16 protein-coding genes are annotated in these 19,977 nt (G+C 36.7%); 3 read left to right on the top strand and 13 right to left on the bottom strand.

The window, feature by feature from the left end; translation table 11 throughout:
- Positions 1 to 325: 325 nt before the first annotated feature.
- From C8D70_RS20250 to C8D70_RS20235, 4 genes are all read right to left on the bottom strand, one after another.
- Positions 326 to 1,783 carry a TolC family protein gene (locus C8D70_RS20250; RefSeq protein ID WP_110368481.1) on the bottom strand — a complete coding sequence of 486 codons (1,458 nt, stop codon included), beginning with the start codon at positions 1,781 to 1,783 and terminating at the stop codon, positions 326 to 328.
- Positions 1,755 to 4,946, bottom strand: a complete 3,192-nt coding sequence (locus C8D70_RS20245) for an efflux RND transporter permease subunit (protein ID WP_110368480.1) — start codon at positions 4,944 to 4,946, stop codon at positions 1,755 to 1,757. The genes C8D70_RS20250 and C8D70_RS20245 overlap by 29 nt, the downstream gene beginning before the upstream one ends.
- Before the next feature lie 21 nt (positions 4,947 to 4,967).
- On the bottom strand, positions 4,968 to 6,050 hold the full coding sequence (locus C8D70_RS20240; protein ID WP_110368482.1) for an efflux RND transporter periplasmic adaptor subunit: 1,083 nt from the start codon (positions 6,048 to 6,050) through the stop codon (positions 4,968 to 4,970).
- Between the two features lie 148 nt (positions 6,051 to 6,198).
- Positions 6,199 to 6,585, bottom strand: coding sequence for a hypothetical protein (locus C8D70_RS20235; RefSeq protein ID WP_076598002.1), 387 nt, complete (start codon positions 6,583 to 6,585; stop codon positions 6,199 to 6,201).
- A 637-nt stretch (positions 6,586 to 7,222) separates the two neighbouring features.
- Between C8D70_RS20235 and C8D70_RS20230 the strand changes: the two genes are divergently transcribed.
- A complete protein-coding gene (locus C8D70_RS20230) occupies positions 7,223 to 7,612 on the top strand; it encodes a multicopper oxidase domain-containing protein (RefSeq protein ID WP_110368479.1) in 390 nt (129 codons plus the stop codon).
- A gap of 39 nt (positions 7,613 to 7,651) precedes the next feature.
- A complete protein-coding gene (locus C8D70_RS20225; protein ID WP_110368478.1) occupies positions 7,652 to 8,086 on the top strand; it encodes an META domain-containing protein in 435 nt (144 codons plus the stop codon).
- A 69-nt stretch (positions 8,087 to 8,155) separates the two neighbouring features.
- Here the strand turns inward: C8D70_RS20225 and C8D70_RS20220 are convergent, their stop codons facing one another.
- The 9 genes from C8D70_RS20220 to C8D70_RS20180 all read right to left on the bottom strand — a co-directional run bounded on the left by C8D70_RS20220 (position 8,156) and on the right by C8D70_RS20180 (position 18,756).
- The gene (locus C8D70_RS20220) at positions 8,156 to 8,416 is read right to left on the bottom strand and encodes a SemiSWEET transporter (RefSeq protein WP_076596720.1); all 261 of its coding nucleotides are present in this window, start codon (positions 8,414 to 8,416) and stop codon (positions 8,156 to 8,158) included.
- A 34-nt stretch (positions 8,417 to 8,450) separates the two neighbouring features.
- The gene (locus C8D70_RS20215; RefSeq protein WP_110368477.1) at positions 8,451 to 9,485 is read right to left on the bottom strand and encodes an NAD(P)/FAD-dependent oxidoreductase; all 1,035 of its coding nucleotides are present in this window, start codon (positions 9,483 to 9,485) and stop codon (positions 8,451 to 8,453) included.
- 55 nt (positions 9,486 to 9,540) lie between these two features.
- Complete coding sequence (gene gldN, locus C8D70_RS20210; protein ID WP_076596718.1) at positions 9,541 to 10,479, bottom strand: gliding motility protein GldN; 939 nt, start codon at positions 10,477 to 10,479, stop codon at positions 9,541 to 9,543.
- 20 nt (positions 10,480 to 10,499) lie between these two features.
- Entirely contained in the window at positions 10,500 to 12,092 is a 1,593-nt protein-coding gene (locus tag C8D70_RS20205) for a GldM family protein (protein WP_076596717.1), read from the bottom strand.
- Positions 12,093 to 12,144: 52 nt separating this feature from the next.
- On the bottom strand, positions 12,145 to 12,843 hold the full coding sequence (gldL, locus tag C8D70_RS20200; protein WP_047428085.1) for a gliding motility protein GldL: 699 nt from the start codon (positions 12,841 to 12,843) through the stop codon (positions 12,145 to 12,147).
- Between the two features lie 60 nt (positions 12,844 to 12,903).
- A complete protein-coding gene (gene gldK, locus C8D70_RS20195) occupies positions 12,904 to 14,325 on the bottom strand; it encodes a gliding motility lipoprotein GldK (protein WP_076596716.1) in 1,422 nt (473 codons plus the stop codon).
- Between the two features lie 108 nt (positions 14,326 to 14,433).
- Positions 14,434 to 16,287 (bottom strand): glutamine--fructose-6-phosphate transaminase (isomerizing), encoded by a 1,854-nt coding sequence (glmS, locus tag C8D70_RS20190; RefSeq protein WP_076596715.1) that lies wholly within the window; start codon positions 16,285 to 16,287, stop codon positions 14,434 to 14,436.
- 32 nt (positions 16,288 to 16,319) lie between these two features.
- Positions 16,320 to 17,972 (bottom strand): DUF4270 family protein, encoded by a 1,653-nt coding sequence (locus C8D70_RS20185; protein WP_110368476.1) that lies wholly within the window; start codon positions 17,970 to 17,972, stop codon positions 16,320 to 16,322.
- A gap of 13 nt (positions 17,973 to 17,985) precedes the next feature.
- Positions 17,986 to 18,756 carry a glycogen/starch synthase gene (locus C8D70_RS20180; protein WP_076596713.1) on the bottom strand — a complete coding sequence of 257 codons (771 nt, stop codon included), beginning with the start codon at positions 18,754 to 18,756 and terminating at the stop codon, positions 17,986 to 17,988.
- A 170-nt stretch (positions 18,757 to 18,926) separates the two neighbouring features.
- Here C8D70_RS20180 and panC point away from each other — a divergent pair, with 170 nt between their 5' ends.
- On the top strand, positions 18,927 to 19,775 hold the full coding sequence (gene panC / locus C8D70_RS20175; protein ID WP_076596712.1) for a pantoate--beta-alanine ligase: 849 nt from the start codon (positions 18,927 to 18,929) through the stop codon (positions 19,773 to 19,775).
- Positions 19,776 to 19,977 lie beyond the last annotated feature (202 nt).

The raw sequence follows: 19,977 nt of genomic DNA, 5'->3' as shown, positions 1-19,977 counted from the left end.
CACTTCCTGAGCAGATACGCCCAGGGCTGTGCATAAAGTGAATGCACCGAGATAGATTTTTTTCATTCTATGTTTTCTGAGTTAGTAATTAGTTTTTAAAACCATGCTAATTTAATTCTTTTTAAGACACAAAAATCACTCTTGTGTGCTTTAATGCAAATCATACTATTAATAAGTAAATTCTCTGTATATTTTCATTCTGTTATGAGGCAAAAATATCGACTTAGAACGACAAAACCTGTCGTATTAAAAATAAAAAGGGCCAATCCTAAAAGAATTGACCCTCCAAAAAACATTAACTGTTTATTGATAGAATTATGATGTTTTATTTCCAGCCTCCACCTAAACTTTTATAGATGTCGACTACAGTGCTGAGCTGTTTTTGTTTTGCTTCGATAAGCTCCATTTTAGCATCCAATGCATCTCTCTGGTTCAGAAGAACTTCAAGATAATCAGCTCTTGAATTACGGAATAACTGATTGGCAATATCAATAGACTGATCCAGGGCTTTTGTTTCCTGTGATTTCAACTGATAATACTGATCTATGTTTTTAACTTTTGACATCAGATTGGCAACATCCAGATAAGCATTCAGGATAGTTTTGTCATATTCGTACAACGCCTGAATCTGCTTGGCATCTGCGGTCTGGAAGTTCGCTTTTATCGCACTTTTGTTAATCAGCGGACCTGCCAGTTCACCTGCCAGATTATAAGCAATGGATTCCGGCAATTTAACAAGATAGGATGGTTTAAAAGCTTCCAGTCCTAAGGTTGCAGAAATTTCCAAAGAAGGATAGAATTCTTTTCTTGCAGCTTCCACATCCAGTTTTGAAGCCTTCAATTCCAGTTCTGCCTGCTTGATATCAGGACGGTTGGCTAATAGCTGAGACGGAATTCCGGTATAAACCGTCGGAGGAATGGTAGACATAAAGTTTTCCTTTGTTCTCACGATTGGCTGTGGATATCTTCCCAGCAAAGCATTGATTTCATTTTCCTTCTCTGTGATCTGCTGGCGGATTGTATATTCTGCTGCTTTGGATTTCGCCAGTTCTGCTTCAAATTTTTTCACTGCCAGTTCTGTTGCAGCAGCAGCTTCTTTCTGAATTTTGGAAATTTCCAGTGCTTTTTGCTGAAGTTTAATATACTGTTGTATAATATCCAACTGGTTATCAAGTGCCAGCAATTCATAATAATTATCAGCAACTTCTTCAATAAGATTAGACAAAACGAAGTTCTTCCCTTCCACCGTAGAAAGATAATGAGCAACTGCAGATTCTTTTTCCGTTCTGAGTTTTTTCCAGATATCAATCTCCCAGCTTGCGTTTAATCCTGCTTCAAAATTACCAAGGGGGTCCGGCATTTCTTTTCCTGGTTCAATTTCTGTGGTAGCATCACCTGCTCCTTCACTCGTATAGCGACCAGATTTTTTCAGCCCTGCACCTATTCCTGCGGAAACAGTAGGAGTAAGCCTTCCTTTTTTAGCTAACACACCACTTTTCGCAATTTCGATCTCCTGAAGTGTGATAAGCAGCTCCTGATTATTCTTTAAAGCGGTTTCAATGAGAGTTACCAGATTAGGATCTGTAAAGAACTGTCTCCATGGTGTTGTTCCGCTATTGCTGTTAGCATCCTGCTGTTCTTCCTGATTAAAGTTCTGAGGAATGTTTTCTTTTACCTCGTCTTTTATGACAGTCGCCATCGGCGCCTTACAGCTTGCAAGTACAAGTGATAAGGCAATGGCTGTGATTATATTTTTAGTCTTCGAATTTTCCATCATGTTCATAAGGTTCAGTTTGTTCTGTTAAAGGATTCTCTTCTTCATATCTCGCCAATCGTGACTTATCAGCAATTGTTCCGAAGATATAATACAATCCGGGGATAATCATCAATCCGAAAATGGTTCCGATTAACATTCCTCCTGCCGCTGCTGTACCAATGGTTCTGTTACCCACTGCTCCAGGTCCGGTTGCAATCACCAATGGAATTAATCCTGCGATGAAGGCAAATGAGGTCATCAAAATCGGACGGAAACGAATGGCAGCTCCTTCAATAGCAGCTTTTGCCACAGGAATTCCCTCTTCTGCTTTCTTCTGTACAGCAAATTCAACAATCAATACGGCATTTTTGCCCAGAAGTCCGATAAGCATGACCATGGCCACCTGTGCATAGATATTGTTTTCCAATCCTAAAAGCTTTAAGCATAAAAATGCTCCAAAAATACCTACCGGAAGGGATAAAATAACCGGTAAAGGAAGGATGAAACTTTCATATTGTGCAGAAAGAATCAGGTAAACAAATCCTAAACATACAAGGAAGATAAATACGGCTTCATTACCACGGCTTACTTCATCTTTGGAGATCCCTGCCCAGTCGATACCAAAACCTCTTGGAAGTGTTTTATCCGCAACTTCCTGAATTGCCTGAATCGCCTGTCCACTACTGTATCCAGGTGCCGGAGTTCCACTCACCTCGGCAGAGTTATACATATTATGCCTTGTAATCTCCGATAATCCGTATACTTTTTCCAATCTCATAAAGTCTGAATACGGAACCATCTGGTCTTTATCATTTTTAACATATAATTTCAAGAGGTCAGTGGGAAGCGCACGATATTGAGGTCCGGCCTGAACAATAACCTTATAAGGTCTGTCAAAACGGATAAAACTCGTTTCATAGTTGGAACCGATCAATGTAGAAAGGTTATCCATCGCCTTTTCAATAGTGACTCCTTTTTGCTCCGCAAGATCATTATCTATCTTAAGCATGTACTGTGGGAAACTCGCAGAATAGAATGTAAATGCTGATCCCAGTTCCGGACGCTTCTTAAGCTCCTTCACAAAATCATTACTTACCTGCTCCATTTTATGATAATCTCCACTTCCTGCTTTATCCAGCAGACGAAGTTCAAAACCTCCTGCAGCTCCATATCCCGGTACAGAAGGCGGCTGGAAAAATTCAATATTGGCTCCCGGAATATTTTTGGCTTTTCCCTCAAGCTTTTCAATGATTTCCGCTGCGGATTCTTTACGTTCTTCCCAGCTTTTAAGGTTGATCAGACAAGTTCCTGAGTTGGATCCGGTACCTTCCGTCAAAATTTCATACCCTGCAAGAGAAGAAACAGACTGTACGCCGTCAATATCTTCAGATTCTCTCAAAAGTTCTCTTGCAATCTGATTGGTTCTTTCCAATGTTGATCCCGGAGGTGTCTGAATAATGGCATAAATCATCCCCTGGTCTTCAGCAGGAATAAACCCTGAAGGTAAAGAATTGCTCAGGAAGAATGTACAGGCACAAAATGCTAACAGCAATGGCAATGTTATTGTCTTTTTCGTTACCGTTTTATTCAGCATTTTCTCATATCTTCCGGCTCCTTTTGTAAACAGGTTGTTGAATTTATCAAGGAAAATAGTAACCGGAGTTTTCTTCTTAGCTTTTCCATGATTATTTCTTAAGATCAGAGCACATAATGCCGGTGTCAAAGTAAGTGCCACTACTCCTGATAAAATAATGGATGAAGCCATTGTAATCGAGAACTGACGATAGAATACCCCAACCGGTCCGGACATAAATGCAATCGGAATGAATACCGATGCCATTACCAACGTAATGGCGATAATTGCTCCACTGATCTCATGCATTGCTTCTTCCGTGGCCTTCAATGGGGAAAGATGTTTCTCTTCCATCTTGGCGTGAACAGCTTCAATAACTACAATCGCGTCATCTACTACAACACCGATCGCCATTACCAAGGCAAAGAGGGAAATCATATTCAGGGTAATTCCAAAGGCGGACATCACAGCAAATGTTCCTACCAATGAAACCGGAACGGCTAATGCAGGGATCAATGTTGAGCGCCAGTCTCCAAGGAACAGGAATACTACGATGGCAACCAAAATGAAGGCTTCAAATAAAGTATGGATTACTTTTTCCATGGATGCGTCCAGGAATCTTGAAACGTCATAACTGATGTCATAATGCATTCCCTTAGGGAAATTATTTTTTTCAAGATCTTTCATCAATGCTTTCACATTTTTGATAACGTCACTTGCATTGGATCCATAGGATTGCTTTACCGTGATTGCTGCTGAAGGTTTTCCGTTCAATGTGGAATAAATATCATACATGGAACTTCCAAACTCTATATCGGCAACATCTTTCAGCCTTACAGATTCTCCGTTCGGTTTTGCTTTTAAAATAATATTTCCATAATCTTTTTCATTATTGAAACGCCCGGGATATTTTAATACATACTCGAAAGACTGAGAGCGTTTTCCTGAACTTTCACCTGTTTTCCCAGGGGAAGCTTCCAAACTCTGCTCATTCAGAGATTCCATTACTTCATCAGCTGAAATGTTATATGCTGTTAACCTGTCCGGCTTAAGCCAGATACGCATTGCATATTCACGGGTTCCCAGGATATCGGCAAAACCTACACCGCTTACCCTTCTCAATTCAGACATTACATTGATATCCGCATAATTGAAAAGGAATTTCTGGTCAGCTTTAGGATCATCACTGTACAGGTTAATGTACATCAACATGTTAGGTTCTTCACGCGTGATCTTTACCCCTTCACGCACTACCAGAGGCGGAAGTTTATTGACTACTGAAGATACACGGTTCTGAACATTTACCGCTGCTACATTGGGGTCCGTTCCCAGATCAAATACAATCTGAATGGAAGCTTCCCCGTCATTTCCGGCATCTGAGGTCATATATTTCATACCGGGAACTCCATTTAATCCTCTTTCCAAAGGAATTACTACGGATTTAATCAACAATTCGTTGTTAGCTCCGGGATATTCCGCGGTGATATTTACTTTAGGCGGAGAAATGGATGGGAACTGTGTCACAGGAAGTTTTACCAATGACAGTATTCCCATAAATACAATAATCAATGAGATTACTATAGACAGAACTGGTCTGCGAATGAATTTCTTAAACATACTGCTTCATTTTAGAGACGACTACTCTGCTTTTAATTTCAATGATTGAAGAACTTTCTTAGGATCCTGGAATTTTGTTTTCACTTTTTGATCATCCTTTACTTTCTGAACTCCTTCCAGAAGAATCTGATCTCCTTTTGAAATTCCTGATCCTACCACATACAAGTCCTGAAGTTCATAGGCCACTTTGATATTTCTGGATTTTGCTACTCCATTTTTATCAATAACAAATACATATTTCTGATCCTGAATCTCATAGGTTGCTTTCTGAGGAATGATCAGAGCATTATGAACAGGCACAGACATCTGCACTTTTCCGGTTTCTCCGTTTCTCAGAAGTTTGTCCGGATTAGGGAATTTCGCACGGAAAGCAATATTTCCTGTTTCGTTATCAAATTCTCCTTCAATCGTCTGAATTTCTCCTTTTTGTGTATATGTTTCTCCGTTTGCTGTAATCAGAGAAACCTGGTTACTGCCTCTGTCTGCAGCATGAGTCTGATAGCTTAAATATTCCGGTTCTGAAACATTGAAATACGTATAGATACTTGTATTATCTGATAACGAAGTCAACAGATCACCTTCATCTACAAGACTTCCTAATTTCAGAGGAATCCTGTTGATAATACCTGAGAACGGTGCTTTGATATCAGTAAAAGAAAGATGGATCTGAGCCAGTTTCATCTCTGCATTGGCCGCATCCAGCTTGGCTTTTGCCATTGCTCTTTCATTTTTAGAAACGATATTGTTTCCCGCCAATGTACTTGCGTTTTTCAGCTCAATGGAAGCCTGTTCCACTTCTGCTTTTGCTTTTAATAATTCTGCCTGATACAGTTTAGGCATGATCCGGAACAATGTTTGCCCCGCCTGTACGTATTGTCCTTCATCTACAAAGATTTTTTCCAGAAAACCTTTTTCCTGAGCTCTTACTTCAATGTTTTTTACAGATTGAATCTGGGCTACGTATTCTTTGTTGATTACGGTATCCATTACCACAGGGGATGTTACCGGATATACGGTAACTTCTTCTTTTTCGTGTTCTTTCTTATTGCAGCCAACCGCCAACAGAAGGGCACTCAGCGCAATTCCCGAAGCAACTCTTTTTATCATAATTCTAGAGTTTATATAAATCGTTAATGTTTTGATAGAAATAAAAACGGTAATAAAAGAGGGACGATGTGATGATTACCAACATACACAACGCAGGTACTTTCCACCCGGAATCTGGCAGAAAAATAAATAGAACGGAGAATTTTTAAATTCTAATAGAACGGATAAGAATAAATCTTTTGGTTGCTAAACCAAGAACAAAGCCATGAATATCCGGTTTTGACCGTTGATAGCTTTTTAACCCAAAAATATAGACAAGACTGAAAACTCCGGCAAAAACAACAATAGCCTGCCATACATCAGACAGCTGGAAATCATTTTCGGTAAGTTCTAAAGTGGAATTGTCTACACTATCGGCCATTTGCTGAACAGAGAGTTTTTCAAAAGTCTGATTCAGTCGGTTGGCTTTTTTCGGCATATGATGAGAAACATGACCGTTATAGTCGTTTCGGAGCGTTTTAACATCAAGTCTGCTTTCTACTACAAAGAGCAGAAAAAGACTGGTTAAAAAGTATACTATAAAGTTTCTCATTTTGAAGTTGCAAATGTACACCCGGATTATGATATTATCGTCATGGATTAACAAAATTTAACTCTTCTTTAAAATACCTGAATGTAAAAATATGATAAATATTAAATATTTCTTTTATTCAAGCGTCATTCGAGCAATTCTGACATCTCATTTGTGCAAGTTTCAATTTTCAAAAATTAAGCCACTTCCGTTGATTTAAGGAAATTTTAATTTTAAAGCTGTTGCATTTTTGAACATTTTAAATGGCCTGGTACTTTATTATTAAATTTTCTCTATTCCCACCTAAACTTTATCATAAATAAGAATTATTAACATTAACTTATTGTCACTCTCTTATTTTTGAATTATTTTTGCCGAAAATTAACACATCAAATGAGAAATGAGAAAAAACAAGATTATACTATTGAAAACTCGTTCGTTAAAAACCCTGAATTAACAACGTTTATTCTTAATTATCCACAATAATTATTACTTTTTGTTTCCTGAATTTTGTTTATAAAAGCAGTGAGTTAAATTATATAAAACTTTAATTTTCTGTTAGTTTATGAAAAATTAACATATATTTATTAAAAATATTTGTAAATTTATATGGCATCAACATCATAATTCATGAAACACTTTAAAATCACTTATCACTATGAAAAAATTATTATTACCAGTCCTTTTCGGATTGACTATTATTTCCCTAACAGCGTGTAAACATCCCGGAAAAGACGCTGAAACCATTACTGCTGCTCCGGAAAATACAGATGACATTTCAAAAAATGTGTATGTTGACAGTTATGGAGAAAAAATAGAAGTAACGATCAACAACACCAAAAATACAGCAACAGTACATTTAAACGGCAAAACTTTTGACCTTAAAAAAAGTGATGCTTTACCTGATTATACAGCCTCCAATGAAGAGTATCAATATTCTGATATTAAAGGGAATATCACCTTCCTGAAAAAGAATGTTGATATGGTTCTGTTCCATCTTAAACAGGCAAAAAAAGAGTCAGGTCCCGCAAAAATGGCATCGTATTAGCATAGGGATTAGCAATTTACATTTAAAAAATTACACATTATGAGAAGTTTATATTATTATTTATTGGCACTTGTTGTCGCAACATTTTTAGTTGTTTCATGTAAAACACAAAATGCTCAAAAAGCAACTACTGATATTACAGGAAAAACTTGGAAACTTAAAGAGCTTAACGGGAAGCCGATTGAACTGAAGAATCCTAAAAACAATCCTTATTTCAAGCTTGAAATGGACGGAATGAGATATCAGGGGCATGCCGGATGTAATGGTTTAGGAGGAACATTTGAGATCAAACCGGAAATCATGAGAATTAAATTCAATCAGGGAATGTCTACCAAGATGGCTTGTGAAGATCTTGATATTGAAAATCAATTCACCAAAGCAATTCTCACAGCAGACAATTACTCTGTAAATGGAAATACACTTACTTTAAACAAAGCAAGAATGGCTCCTTTAGCTAAATTTGTTCTTCAGTAATTGAATCTCACTTACATAAAAAATAAGATACGCCTCATCATGATGAGGCGTATTTTTATATTGATATTGCTATTTTTTCCTGTTGTACATTATATAACAGATCAGAAGGCTGATATTCACCAGAACGGCAAATGCATTGGATAGAATAATAGGTAATTCGTCTTTTTCAAAGCCATACCATACCCATAAAGAGAGTCCAGAAATCAGAACCAGAAGCATGAGTAAAGAAATATCTTCTACATTCTTTTCTCTGATCACCTTTATAAGCTGTGGAATCATTGAAACAGAAGTAAGAATTCCGGCAACGATACCTAAAATATTTTCATCCATAGATTTTTAGTTTGGAAATTAACACTAAGATACACTATTGAAATCTGTTCAATGAAACTTCTGTATGCAATGGAGTATCTTCTTCCATAAAACGGAACAAATCTCTTGAAAAATAGCATCCATTAATAATACCACGGGCTCCAAGTCCATTAAAGACATAGAGATTACTGAACGTTTCATGCCTTCCTATGATAGGCCTTCTGTCTTTTACAGTTGGACGAAATCCAAAATGCACTTCCTCAACTTCAAAATCATAAGGATAAAATTCTGAAAGTCCTTTCACTAATTGTGCAACTGCTGATTCATCAATATGGTGATGAAGCTGTTCTCTGTCATAAGTTCCTCCATAAAAATACAGGCCGTTTCCGGTTGGGAATAAAAAGTGTTTCTTTTTAATCGTTATGTTTTCCGGAATCGGTTGTGACAGTTTCACTTTTATATGATGACCTTTGTTCGGGTTTACTGCGATCTCTGAAAAGTAGGGATTATCTTTCACACCCATTCCTTCACAGAAAATAATATTTTTGAAATTAAAATCCTTATATATCGATTCGGATGGGTTCAATTTTGAATAATCTAATTTTTCTTTTACCAGATGATCATTTTTTTCAAAATAATTGAATAAACCACTGAAAAATCCATTAACATTAAGCCTTGCAGACTGATTAACCTTTCCGGTAAGAAAATCGTTTTTTACTATATTTAAACGATCGAAATTTTGATCAAGAAAATGAGACAATTCTTCATTTCCTGATTTTTTCAACCATAAATTCTGCTCGTTCTCATCATGAAAAATTCTGTGAATAGGAACGTTGATTAAATAGTTTTCTCCGGTATATGATTCTATTTCTTTAAGACTGTCTTTAAGAAAGTCTATTTGTTCCTGTGCTTTCCAGAATGTGGTAAACTTCTTCAGTACAACAGGATTGATAATTCCTGCTGAAACCTGAGAAGCACTTTTTCTTCCTTCCGTAAAGATCACGAAAGATTTGTTATTTTTAATGAGCTGATGAGCTAAGAAAAGCCCTGCATATCCATCTCCTACAATAATATAATCTACATTTTTCATAATAAAAAAAACCTGAGTAAAAGTACTCAGGTTTTCTATAAATATCAAGTGAAATCTAGTAATTCCACATATCATTTTCCATTTCAAGAATCTGTGCTTTGATTCTATCGCTTTCTTCCAGTTGTTCATCGGCATTCTTAGGAATATAGTCCTTAATAGTACCGTCTCCCAAACCGGCTGAAGACTTATAAATGATAGAAGAGAATCTTCTTGCATTGATCACATCATCGAAAGATAAGTCAGCAGATGAATTTTTTCTGTTGAAGACAAAATTATTTGCTAAAACATCACGGGCACTTGGATAATAGATCCAGAACAGGTCAATAAGCTCATCGTTACTTGCAATAGGCTTACCATCTGGACCAATAACTCCCTGTACTGCAGGATCTGGTCCCATTGCAGCAATACCCAGAGGTCTGTATTTCATTTGTCCGTCTCTCTTATCAATAAACCACATACCCATGATTTTAAGAACTTTTACTTTATCGGTAGTTGTCTTAAATACGTCAGTATATTGTTTCTTTTCTGCTTCTGTAAGTTGTCTTCCAGAGTTTAAGATATCAATAGCTGCATCATTGATGATAACTTTTTCCAATCTTTTCTGAATTCCTTCAGGAGAAAGTTTTACAGTAAAGTTTTCATCATCATATACCTGTTCAATCTTTCCAGATAAAGCTGCATCCAGTAATAGTTGGTATAGAGATCTTGTAGGTGTAGCAAGAAGACCATCCGGATTATCATAGTAGAATGGCTGGTTGATTTTATCATTCATATCAATGATCTCCCATACAAACATACTTTTAAAGATATCTTTATCTTCTACAAAACCATACTCAAGAGGTTTTACTGTTTTATCTACAATAGTATCACCAACTTTCTGTTTATTTTCTGCTCTCATCTGTCTGAACTCTTCCGGAGAGGATGCATTCAGAATAGTCTGGGAAAAAGCAAATCCCGAAACTAATACTAAAAGGGTGCTAATATATTTTTTCATAATAAATTACAATTTTAGTCCTATGGAATGTTAATGATTATAGGAGTAATATTTTTAATAACCTGACCATCTAAGCCTTGAGCAGTAACTTTAATATCAAAGACAGAAACTACGTCTCCAGATCTAAGGTTTTTCACTAATCCGGCTGCATCATTTAATGAATTCCCGTGAACAAGTAATGCTGCTCTACCTGGTACTCTCACCATAAACTGAGTTACAGTAAATGAAACAGGGAAGTCGAAGTCAGGAATTGCTGCCTGTACCGTTTGATTCTGGATAGAAGTGGCAGGCATAGATACGATGCTGCTTCCTCTGATCTGACCTTGCGGTGGTGGTACATTCTTAATTCTATATTCAAATACCTGAGATACAGATTTTCCATAAGGATCTGTTCCCGATAATGTCAGTTTAACCGTATTACCAGTAGTTGGTTTTACAATCCATTTTCCTGGGCCGGTACTTCTTACAGCTGCACCCGGAGCAGATAATGAAAGTTTAGAATTGTCAGCACCTAAGATTGATCCTGAAACAGGGTTCTCAAGTCCTCTGTACATTACATTCATTTTATCCGCAGAAAGCAATAATCCTTTTTCAAGTTTTACTTCTCTTGGTCCAGCAATTACATTGTATGTATGTGTCCAAGGGAAAGACTGTGGCTTACCTGAAGCATCTGTTAATGTAATGGTACCTCCTAATTTATGTTCACCAATTCCAGAACCTGAAATAGCGATTGTTCCTTTACCATTTTCAACTTTACCTACACCAGAGATGCTGATCTTATTACTGTTAGAATAAGTACCCAACATTACTTTTACCTCTGCCTGTTTTCCTGCCTGGATATCTACCGGACCTGAAACAATAGGCTCATAGCTTGAGAATTTAATACTCGCATCTACTTTTTCCTGAAGTAATAGTGCCAATGCATCAGACTGTACGTTTCTGGCATCATTTTGGATAATTTCCAAATTAGATATTGCAGCAATTAGAGGCTGATGATAAAATTTATTTTGGAACCAAGTTTTCTCATTTGGAGATGTTCCTTTAGGATACTCCGCAATTAGAGACTTATTAGCTCTTGCTACCAAATCCTGTAACTGAGCATTGTTTCCAAAAGTAGCGTTGATGTAGTTTCTTACGTCATCAATTTTAGCTTTCAGGTCTAATGCATTCTTTGATGGAGTATTTTCATCTCCTTCCTTGAAGAAATATTCAGTAGTCGCTTCGTTGTTGTTCAATGCAGCAAAGTTTTCACTTACATCAACATCTTTTCCTGTTTGTGGATCTTTGTCATGAAACTCAGATTGTTTCTTCAACAAATCTTTAACATCCTGAGCTGATTTTACCAATGCATCAATTTTGGCTTTCAATACTTTGTACTGAGCCCAAGGCTGTGCATAAGTATCCGGAACTTGCTGAGCCTTAGCTTCCAACGTTCTTTCAAAGATCTTCTCGTTCTTTTTTTCTGTTAAAGTTCTGGTTTCATTCAATGCTCTGGTAGAGTCATAGTATGATCTGATGATTTCTGCATCAATATTTAGGGCCATCATCGCGATGAACACCAAATACATCAGGTTGATCATCTTCTGACGAGGGGTCTGTTTTCCTTGTGCCATTCTCTTTTCTTTGTTTTTTGATTAAGTAGTTAAATTTAGAAATGGTTAGGAATTAAGACTTCATAGCAGTTAGCATACCACCATAAACTCTATTTAAGTTATTAAGATTAGATGTTAAACCTTGTAGCTCTTGGTTGAATTTTTCAGATTGCTCTGCAGATTTCTGCATATCAGCCACATACTTGTTAGCAAATTCAGATTGTCTCTTACCGCTTTCAAGCTGCATTGCATAAAGAGCATTCATGCTTTCCATGTGCTGAGCTGCTTTATTTAATTGATCGTTATATTTGTGAGTAGAGGCAGATACGTCAACAGTTTGATTGATCTGATCAACAGAGTTTGAGAATTTATCAATTCCTGTTCTCAGTCTTTCAAATAACTGAACATCTAATCTGGCATCTTCAAGCATTTTATCCAATTTGTTAGAAAGAGAGTTTTCTAATTCTGCAAATTGAGCTGCTGCATTATTATTTCTAGAAGATACATTAGAGTGTAATGGGTTTGGATTAGCATGTTTATCTAATAACTCAGGATAAACATTTTCCCATGCATAAGACTCTTCTGATTTTGGAGGGTCAAATGCAAAGATGATAAAGATAATCGCCTCAGTAATAAGTCCTACAGTAAGAGCGATATTACCATTAATAGGTCCCAAGGTAATGTGAGTAATTTTAAGCCAAGCTCCAAGAATTACAATTGCAGCACCGAATGAATAAAAGAAATTCATCCAAGCATCTTTAGTCTTAAACATATTGAGTTAGTTTTTTTAATGTTAAATAAAATTGTTATTGAAAAATAATTGTCTGATTCGTTATCTGTTAACTCTTCTTGGTTTAACTGCTGCTTCAGGAATATCCTGTACAGTTCTGAATCCGATATAGCTTCTTGCGGAATCTTTTCTTTCCCAATCTCTGGCACCTGTCATTAGTGCATATCCTATATCTTTCCAAGATCCACCTCTTACAGATTTCTTCGTATCCTTTTTATCTTTAGTAGAAGGATTTAATGTAGAAGAGAATCCGTATGAAGAATTGTTATACGCAGATTGTGTCCACTCAGAAACGTTTCCAGCCATATCAAACAACCCAAACCCATTTTTCTTAAATTTCTTAACTGGAGCTGTATATGTATAAGTTCCTTTTTTCTCGTCTTCCATGTAGTTACCTCTCTTCGGTTTGAAGTTTGCCAGGTAACAACCTCTGTCATCCATTAAATACGGACCGCCCCAAGGATAAGTAGCGTTTTGCATCCCTCCTCTTGCAGCATATTCCCATTCAGTCTCAGTTGGAAGACGGAACTCTAATGGTCTTTGTTTTTTTCTTTTTAAACTTTCGTTGTAATCTGTTTTCAATTTAGATCTGAAGTTGCAGTAAGCTCTTGCCTGATCCCAGGTAACTCCCACTACAGGATAGTCTTTATAAGCTTTATGCCAGAAATACTGCTCGAACAATGGCTCATTGTAAGCAAAGTGGAAATCTTTTACCCAAACGGTTGTATCAGGATAGATCGCAATACTTTCGCTTCTCAGGTAATTAGCTCCTCTTTCGTTATCTGCAACAGCAGCGTCCATATCTCCCCAACGGTATGTATATTTCAGCTTACTTACATCTAAAATTCTTTCGTTTCCAATTCTGGAAGAAGAAGGCAGATACATAGATTCTAAAACCTCTGCGTATTCTACATCCGGGTACTTTGTAGTACTCCAGTGTAAAGGAATTTTCCAATCTAATCTTTTACTTGCATCATATCCTCCATCTTCACGGCCACCCTGGCCTTCCATATATTCTTGATAAGGTGTTAAGTTTTCTTCTTTTTTAGCAAGATATGCATAATCACCTATTGCAGCTCCTTTACGTCCGCCTTCATCACCACCTTCTCCGGCAGCTTCAGCAAGTAAAGTTCTCGCAATAGAGTCTCTTACATAATTGATAAATACTCTGTACTCCGAGTTGGTAGTTTCTGCTTCATCCATGAAGAAAGAAGAAACAGTAACTGTTTTCAATGATGCTTTTTCAGGAGTATTTGTCGGATCCTGGTCTGCTAAACCAGCAACAAATGAACCTGCAGGAATTGCAACCATTCCGTATGGTCTTTCCGCAACAAATGATTTAGTTTTTTCTCTTGGTATCAATTCTCCTTTTGTTCCTGGCTTCCCTACAGAAGAGCTGCCACCACCTGAACAAGATACCGATGCTACCGACGCAGACAATAATAAAAGAAATATCCTTTTCATGTTAATTTTTATAATTAAGCCGTAAATATATAATTTTTTTAAGAAACTTTTAAGATTTTTTTTGAAATAACGGAAGAAATCTAAATTTATTTTATTTACAACAACTTTTTATTCCACGGTAACAGATTTTGCAAGGTTTCTCGGTTGATCTACATTGGCTCCTCTATATACTGCAATATAATAAGCAAGCAGTTGCAGAGGTACGGAAGCAACAATTGGAGAGAAACATTCTGAAGTTTCAGGGATTTCGATAACATAATCTGCCATTTCGCTCACCTGACGGTCTCCTTTATTAACTACAGCGATAATTTTTCCTTTTCTCGCTTTAATTTCCTGAACATTACTTACGATTTTATCATAGTGACCTTTTCTAGGTGCTATAATGACAATCGGCATGTTTTCATCGATCAGGGCAATCGGACCATGCTTCATTTCTGCAGCCGGGTAGCCTTCTGCATGGATATAAGAAATTTCTTTTAGTTTTAATGCTCCTTCTAGGGCTGCAGGATAATTGTATCCTCTTCCCAGATAAAGGAAATTGGTAGCTTTCACAAAATCTTTTGCAATATTCTGCGTAAGCTCATGGGTGCTACTCAACACTTCTTCAATTTTCTTAGGCATAGCATCAAGCTCAGCAATTAAGCTCATAAATTCAGCATTTCCTAAGTTCCCGTTGTGTTTTCCTAATTTAAAAGCAATTAAAGTAAGAATCGTAAGCTGTGCCGTAAACGCTTTGGTAGAAGCAACCCCGATTTCCGGACCAGCATGGGTATATGAACCGGCATCTGTAATTCTTGCAATAGAAGAGTCTACGACATTACATATACCATATATAAATGCCCCTTTTTCTTTTGCTAATTTTAAAGCAGCCATTGTATCGGCAGTTTCTCCAGACTGAGAAATCGCAATCACCACATCTTTATCTGTAATGATAGGGTTTCTGTATCTGAACTCTGATGCATATTCTACTTCAACAGGAATTCTTGCGTATTCTTCTATCAGATATTCTCCGATAAGACCTGCATGCCATGAAGTACCACAGGCAATGATTATAATTCTGTTGGCATTTTTGAATTTCTCAACATGATCCCAGATTCCAGCCATTTTAATAATTCCCTCATCTACAAGAAGTCTACCTCTCATGGTATCATGTACAGATTTAGGCTGTTCAAAGATTTCTTTAAGCATGAAATGCTCGTATCCACCTTTCTCGATTTGTTCAAGACTTAATTTAAGCTCCTGAATTTCCGGCTTAATCTTAGAGTTTTCATTGATCGTTCTGATATCTACTCCGTTTTCCAGAGATATTGTTGCCATATGTCCTTCTTCAAGATATATAGCTTCTTTTGTAAATTCTACGAAAGGGGAAGCATCAGATGCAATAAAATATTCTTTATCTCCGATTCCGATTGCTAAAGGAGACCCTAATCTTCCTACCACCAATACTCCGGGATAATCTTCGTGAAGTACCGTTATTGCATATGCTCCATATACTTCATTCAATGCATATCTCACTGCAGTTGGGAAATCGATATCCGGATTAAGATCCATAAAATACTGGATAAGGTTTACCAGTACTTCTGTATCTGTTTCTGACTTGAAAGTAAATCCTTTTTCAGTAAGCATTGTTTTAATGGTATCATAGTTTTCAATAATACCATTATGTACAATTGCAATTTTTCCGTTGTTTGACAAGTGCGGGTGGGAATTTCTGTCACTTGGAACTCCGTGGGTTGCCCAACGGGTATGTCCCATTCCAATTTTAGACTTTCCTTTTAGCTCTTTGGAAATATTCACCAAATCCTCCACTTTACCTTTTGTTTTTTCTACTTCCAGCTTGTTATCTGAACCTTCTAAAACAATTCCGGCACTGTCATACCCTCTATATTCCAATCTTCTAAGACCATTAATTACAATTTCATAAGCGTCTTGAAAACCTGTATATCCTACTATTCCGCACATATTTTATTTTGTATAGTGTTGTTTGTTGTGTTCTACTTTTTCGTTCCGTAAGTCACCATTAGCTGGATTCTTTTCGGATTCGTATTTGTTTTATCTACTCCTGTAAGAATAATTCTGTTCATATCAAATGCTCTTGTCGTATTTCGAACTCCCAAAAGGGTTCCTGTAGCATTGGCAGCAAATGTTCCTGCAGTAATTATTAATGGTTTATTAACGATCAGCTGTTCAGTTCCATCTACTGTTTCCTTCTTCCCTTCCACAAGATCCTTGATTGTTTTGGTTACTACAAAATCATAATAACCTGGCTCAGGTTTATCTTTAAAGTAATATAATCCAAGCCCGTTGGTAAGATCTGAAGTGAACGCCAGTTTTTTGTAATCAATTTTACCATTAGCATCTAATGTATTGGTTAACAGCGTAAACCTGCGGTCTTCAGTAGAGCCGGTATTTTTCCATGTTGAAGCATCAAGATAGATTCTGATTTTAGCACTTACAATACCTGCTTTATCTTTATTATAGATCTCTTTAAGTTTTGTGATGGTCTCATCCTTAATTTTTACTACAACAGAAGGACCTCCCATTCCCTGAACAAAAAGTCTTTCATCGCCTTCATCAGGTTTACTTGCAGCCAATGCAGCAGCAACAGATGATCCGGATCTGCTGTATTCATACAGTCCGATATGAGCATTAGCCCCTCCTAAGTTGAAACTAAGTGTTGTCTGCGGTCTTGTGGTTGTTCCGTTGTCTGTTTTATCATATTTATAATACATGATAAGCTGCAAATCATTAGGAGAGAACTGGTAAAGATATTTATCCGTTTCATCCACAGAAATTTTTATTCCTTTAAAATATCTGATAAAGTTAGCAGCATCCTGAAGCTCAGGTTTTCCCTTTTTATCAAGAATATGAGTCTGGAAAAAGTCTGTATTACTCAATTTCATTCTGAATCCTAAGTTTCCGGTAAATACAACTGAGTTGTCAGATTTTTTAGTGATAGATGTAGAACTGATGTTACCGTCAAATACTCCTGATCCTAGCAGTTCACCAGTATTTACTGATACATTGGAACGCTTGAACTTGTCGTCATTTGTATCTAAGAAAGTCGTTATTTCATGCACATTGATTTTCATTGATTTTGAAGCACCCCCTATTTTCCCGTATTTGCGAACAGGATAAGTTTTTTTCTCAATAGAAACTTCTGTAGCTACTCCGTCTACCGGGAAATCAGCTTTTGTGTATGTATTTGTCTTTAATGAATCGCCTTCAAAGAAATAGGTGTTCGCTGCTGTATTGGCAGGTGGTCTCACTACAAGAACTACAGAGTCTACTTTTGGATTTGCGCCATTGAAGTCGAAATTATCTACCGGCATTCTCAGCTGGGTAACATAAGATGCTCTCTGCATTCCAAACTGGCTTTCAGTAAAGGCCCCAAGAACAGCAACATTTGTAGTAGCACCTGATTCGTTCAATCCACTGATCAGTCTTGAAGCATCACTTCTGATTGAATCGTTGTTGTTATAATTGTATGCTATAACAGGATATGCAATTTCGTTACCTTGCGCTGCATCACCATTAAACAGCTGCTCACCAAGAGAATCCGGATCTGGTTCACAATTATAAAGGAATGTACTTCCAAAAATCGCCAATAAAAGCATGGCGAAGGTCTTTTTAAGATTATGAGTCATTAAAAATGTGTTTTTAATAAAGTTGATTTATAGAATCTATGTCCAGATATTCCGATTTCTGGGCTGCTGTTTCGTTGAAAGCCTTATCCAGGTCTTCATCCAGAAACTCGTCACCTTTTACAACGGCATCTACATAGTTCATACTCTCGATAACAAAACTTTTAATAGTTGGGTTATCTAACGCTTTTAATCCGGAAATATTATCAAACTGCAGCTTTTCATCGATCTTTTTGTCCAATTCAGCGTCTTTCTCATTGTAAAGAGAAAGTACAATTTTTGCATCCTTGAAATAAGTATCTGATTCGTAGTAAGTTTTAAGATAAATTGGAACAAAAGAAGACATCCATCCATTTAAATGGATAACATCCGGCACCCAGTTTAGTTTCTTAATGGTTTCAATAACTCCTCTGGCAAAGAAAATAGCTCTTTCGTCATTGTCTTCGAAAGGGTTTCCTTCATCATCGAAATAATATTGTTTTCTTTTGAAGTATTCTTCATTGTCAATAAAGTAGACCTGAAGTCTTTCCCCCGGAAGAGACGCTACTTTAATGATCAGAGGCTGATCCAGATCATTGATAATAATATTCATCCCTGAAAGACGGATTACTTCATGAAGCTGGAATTTTCTCTCACTTATTTGTCCAAATCTTGGCATAAAAACTCTTACATCATTGCCTTCTTGGTGCATCTTAAGTGCCATTTTGTTTACCACTGCAGCCATATTTGTATCTTCCTGATATGGATACATCTCTGTAGTAATGTACAGTATTTTTTGATTCGGCATAAACTTTCTATCTAATTTTTGTAAAAATGCTTTAATGTGCAAAATTACAAAAAAACATCCAACATTATTTTAATTAACATTTTTTTACGAAAATTCCCTTTTCAAATTATTAAAACCCCATATTATTATGCGATATTTTTAGTATTTTTGAAATAGTATTAAAATAAACTATGGAAGTTCTAAAAAACAGAAAAGTCCTTCAGGATTTCATTGAAAGACAGAAAGAAATGGGAAAAAGAATTGGCTTTGCCCCTACTATGGGTGCCCTGCACAATGGCCATCTTTCTCTGTATGAAGAGGCAAGAAAAGAAAATGATCTTGTAATCTCTTCAATTTTTGTAAATCCAACCCAGTTCAACAATCCTGAAGATCTTGAAAAATACCCAAGAGATATTAACAGAGATATACTTATTCTTCAGAATTCAGGTCTTGTAGATGCTGTTTATATTCCGGAGGTAACTGATATTTACCCTGAGAAAGCCGAAAGCCAGCGATATGATTTTGATGGATTGGAAAATGAGATGGAAGGAAAATCAAGGCCGGGTCATTTTGACGGAGTAGGAACTGTTGTAGAAGAGCTTTTCAGACAGGTAAAGCCTGACAATGCTTATTTTGGTGAAAAAGACTTTCAGCAGCTTGCTATTATTAAAAAAATGGTGGAGAAAAAACATCTTCCCGTTAAAATAACCGGAGTTCCTATTTACAGGGCAGAAAACGGACTGGCACTAAGCTCAAGAAACCAAAGACTTCATGAAGACCGAAAAGAAGCTTCTAAAGTAATTTACGAGACTTTAAAAAAAGTAAATGACTGGTTCAGAACCGTTAGTATTCCAGAAATTAAGGAAAGAGTAGCCGATATTTTTGATGATCAGCAGGGTATGAAGCTTGAATACTTTCTGATTGCCGATGAAAACACATTACAGGAGACTGATTTTTTCTACAAAGACAGAAATTTCAGGGCCTTCATCGTAGTGGTAGTAGATGGAGTAAGATTAATTGACAATATGCACCTGGACTAACATTTCGGAATTATAAAAAATATAACTCCCCGGCTATTAAATACAGTTGGGGATTTTTATTTCAGATAACTCAACCTTTTGCTTAGCCCCCAACTTTTGGGATAAAGCGGATCAGTCTCAAAAGTTGGGGGGAATGTTAAGTAGCTTTATCTTTGCCTAATGTTAAGCGATCACGAACTTCTTAAATTATTACTTCCGGAAT

It is taken from the genome of Chryseobacterium sp. CBTAP 102 (assembly GCF_003201365.1).
In the GTDB taxonomy this organism is placed as follows: domain Bacteria; phylum Bacteroidota; class Bacteroidia; order Flavobacteriales; family Weeksellaceae; genus Chryseobacterium; species Chryseobacterium candidae.
Note: the sequence above shows the minus strand (reverse complement) of the source record. Positions and strands in the feature narration are given on the sequence as shown.

Bases quoted from the DNA above. Each gene is read 5' to 3' on its own strand.
- gldK (WP_076596716.1), bottom strand. From the start codon at position 14,325: ATGAAAAGGATATTTCTTTTATTATTGTCTGCGTCGGTAGCATCGGTA.
- C8D70_RS20185 (WP_110368476.1), bottom strand. From the start codon at position 17,972: ATGACTCATAATCTTAAAAAGACCTTCGCCATGCTTTTATTGGCGATT.
- C8D70_RS20250 (WP_110368481.1), bottom strand. From the start codon at position 1,783: ATGAACATGATGGAAAATTCGAAGACTAAAAATATAATCACAGCCATT.
- C8D70_RS20205 (WP_076596717.1), bottom strand. From the start codon at position 12,092: ATGGCACAAGGAAAACAGACCCCTCGTCAGAAGATGATCAACCTGATG.
- gldN (WP_076596718.1), bottom strand. From the start codon at position 10,479: ATGAAAAAATATATTAGCACCCTTTTAGTATTAGTTTCGGGATTTGCT.
- C8D70_RS20245 (WP_110368480.1), bottom strand. From the start codon at position 4,946: ATGTTTAAGAAATTCATTCGCAGACCAGTTCTGTCTATAGTAATCTCA.
- gldL (WP_047428085.1), bottom strand. From the start codon at position 12,843: ATGTTTAAGACTAAAGATGCTTGGATGAATTTCTTTTATTCATTCGGT.
- C8D70_RS20230 (WP_110368479.1), top strand. From the start codon at position 7,223: ATGAAAAAATTATTATTACCAGTCCTTTTCGGATTGACTATTATTTCC.
- C8D70_RS20180 (WP_076596713.1), bottom strand. From the start codon at position 18,756: ATGCCGAATCAAAAAATACTGTACATTACTACAGAGATGTATCCATAT.
- C8D70_RS20220 (WP_076596720.1), bottom strand. From the start codon at position 8,416: ATGGATGAAAATATTTTAGGTATCGTTGCCGGAATTCTTACTTCTGTT.
- panC (WP_076596712.1), top strand. From the start codon at position 18,927: ATGGAAGTTCTAAAAAACAGAAAAGTCCTTCAGGATTTCATTGAAAGA.
- C8D70_RS20225 (WP_110368478.1), top strand. From the start codon at position 7,652: ATGAGAAGTTTATATTATTATTTATTGGCACTTGTTGTCGCAACATTT.
- glmS (WP_076596715.1), bottom strand. From the start codon at position 16,287: ATGTGCGGAATAGTAGGATATACAGGTTTTCAAGACGCTTATGAAATT.
- C8D70_RS20235 (WP_076598002.1), bottom strand. From the start codon at position 6,585: ATGAGAAACTTTATAGTATACTTTTTAACCAGTCTTTTTCTGCTCTTT.
- C8D70_RS20215 (WP_110368477.1), bottom strand. From the start codon at position 9,485: ATGAAAAATGTAGATTATATTATTGTAGGAGATGGATATGCAGGGCTT.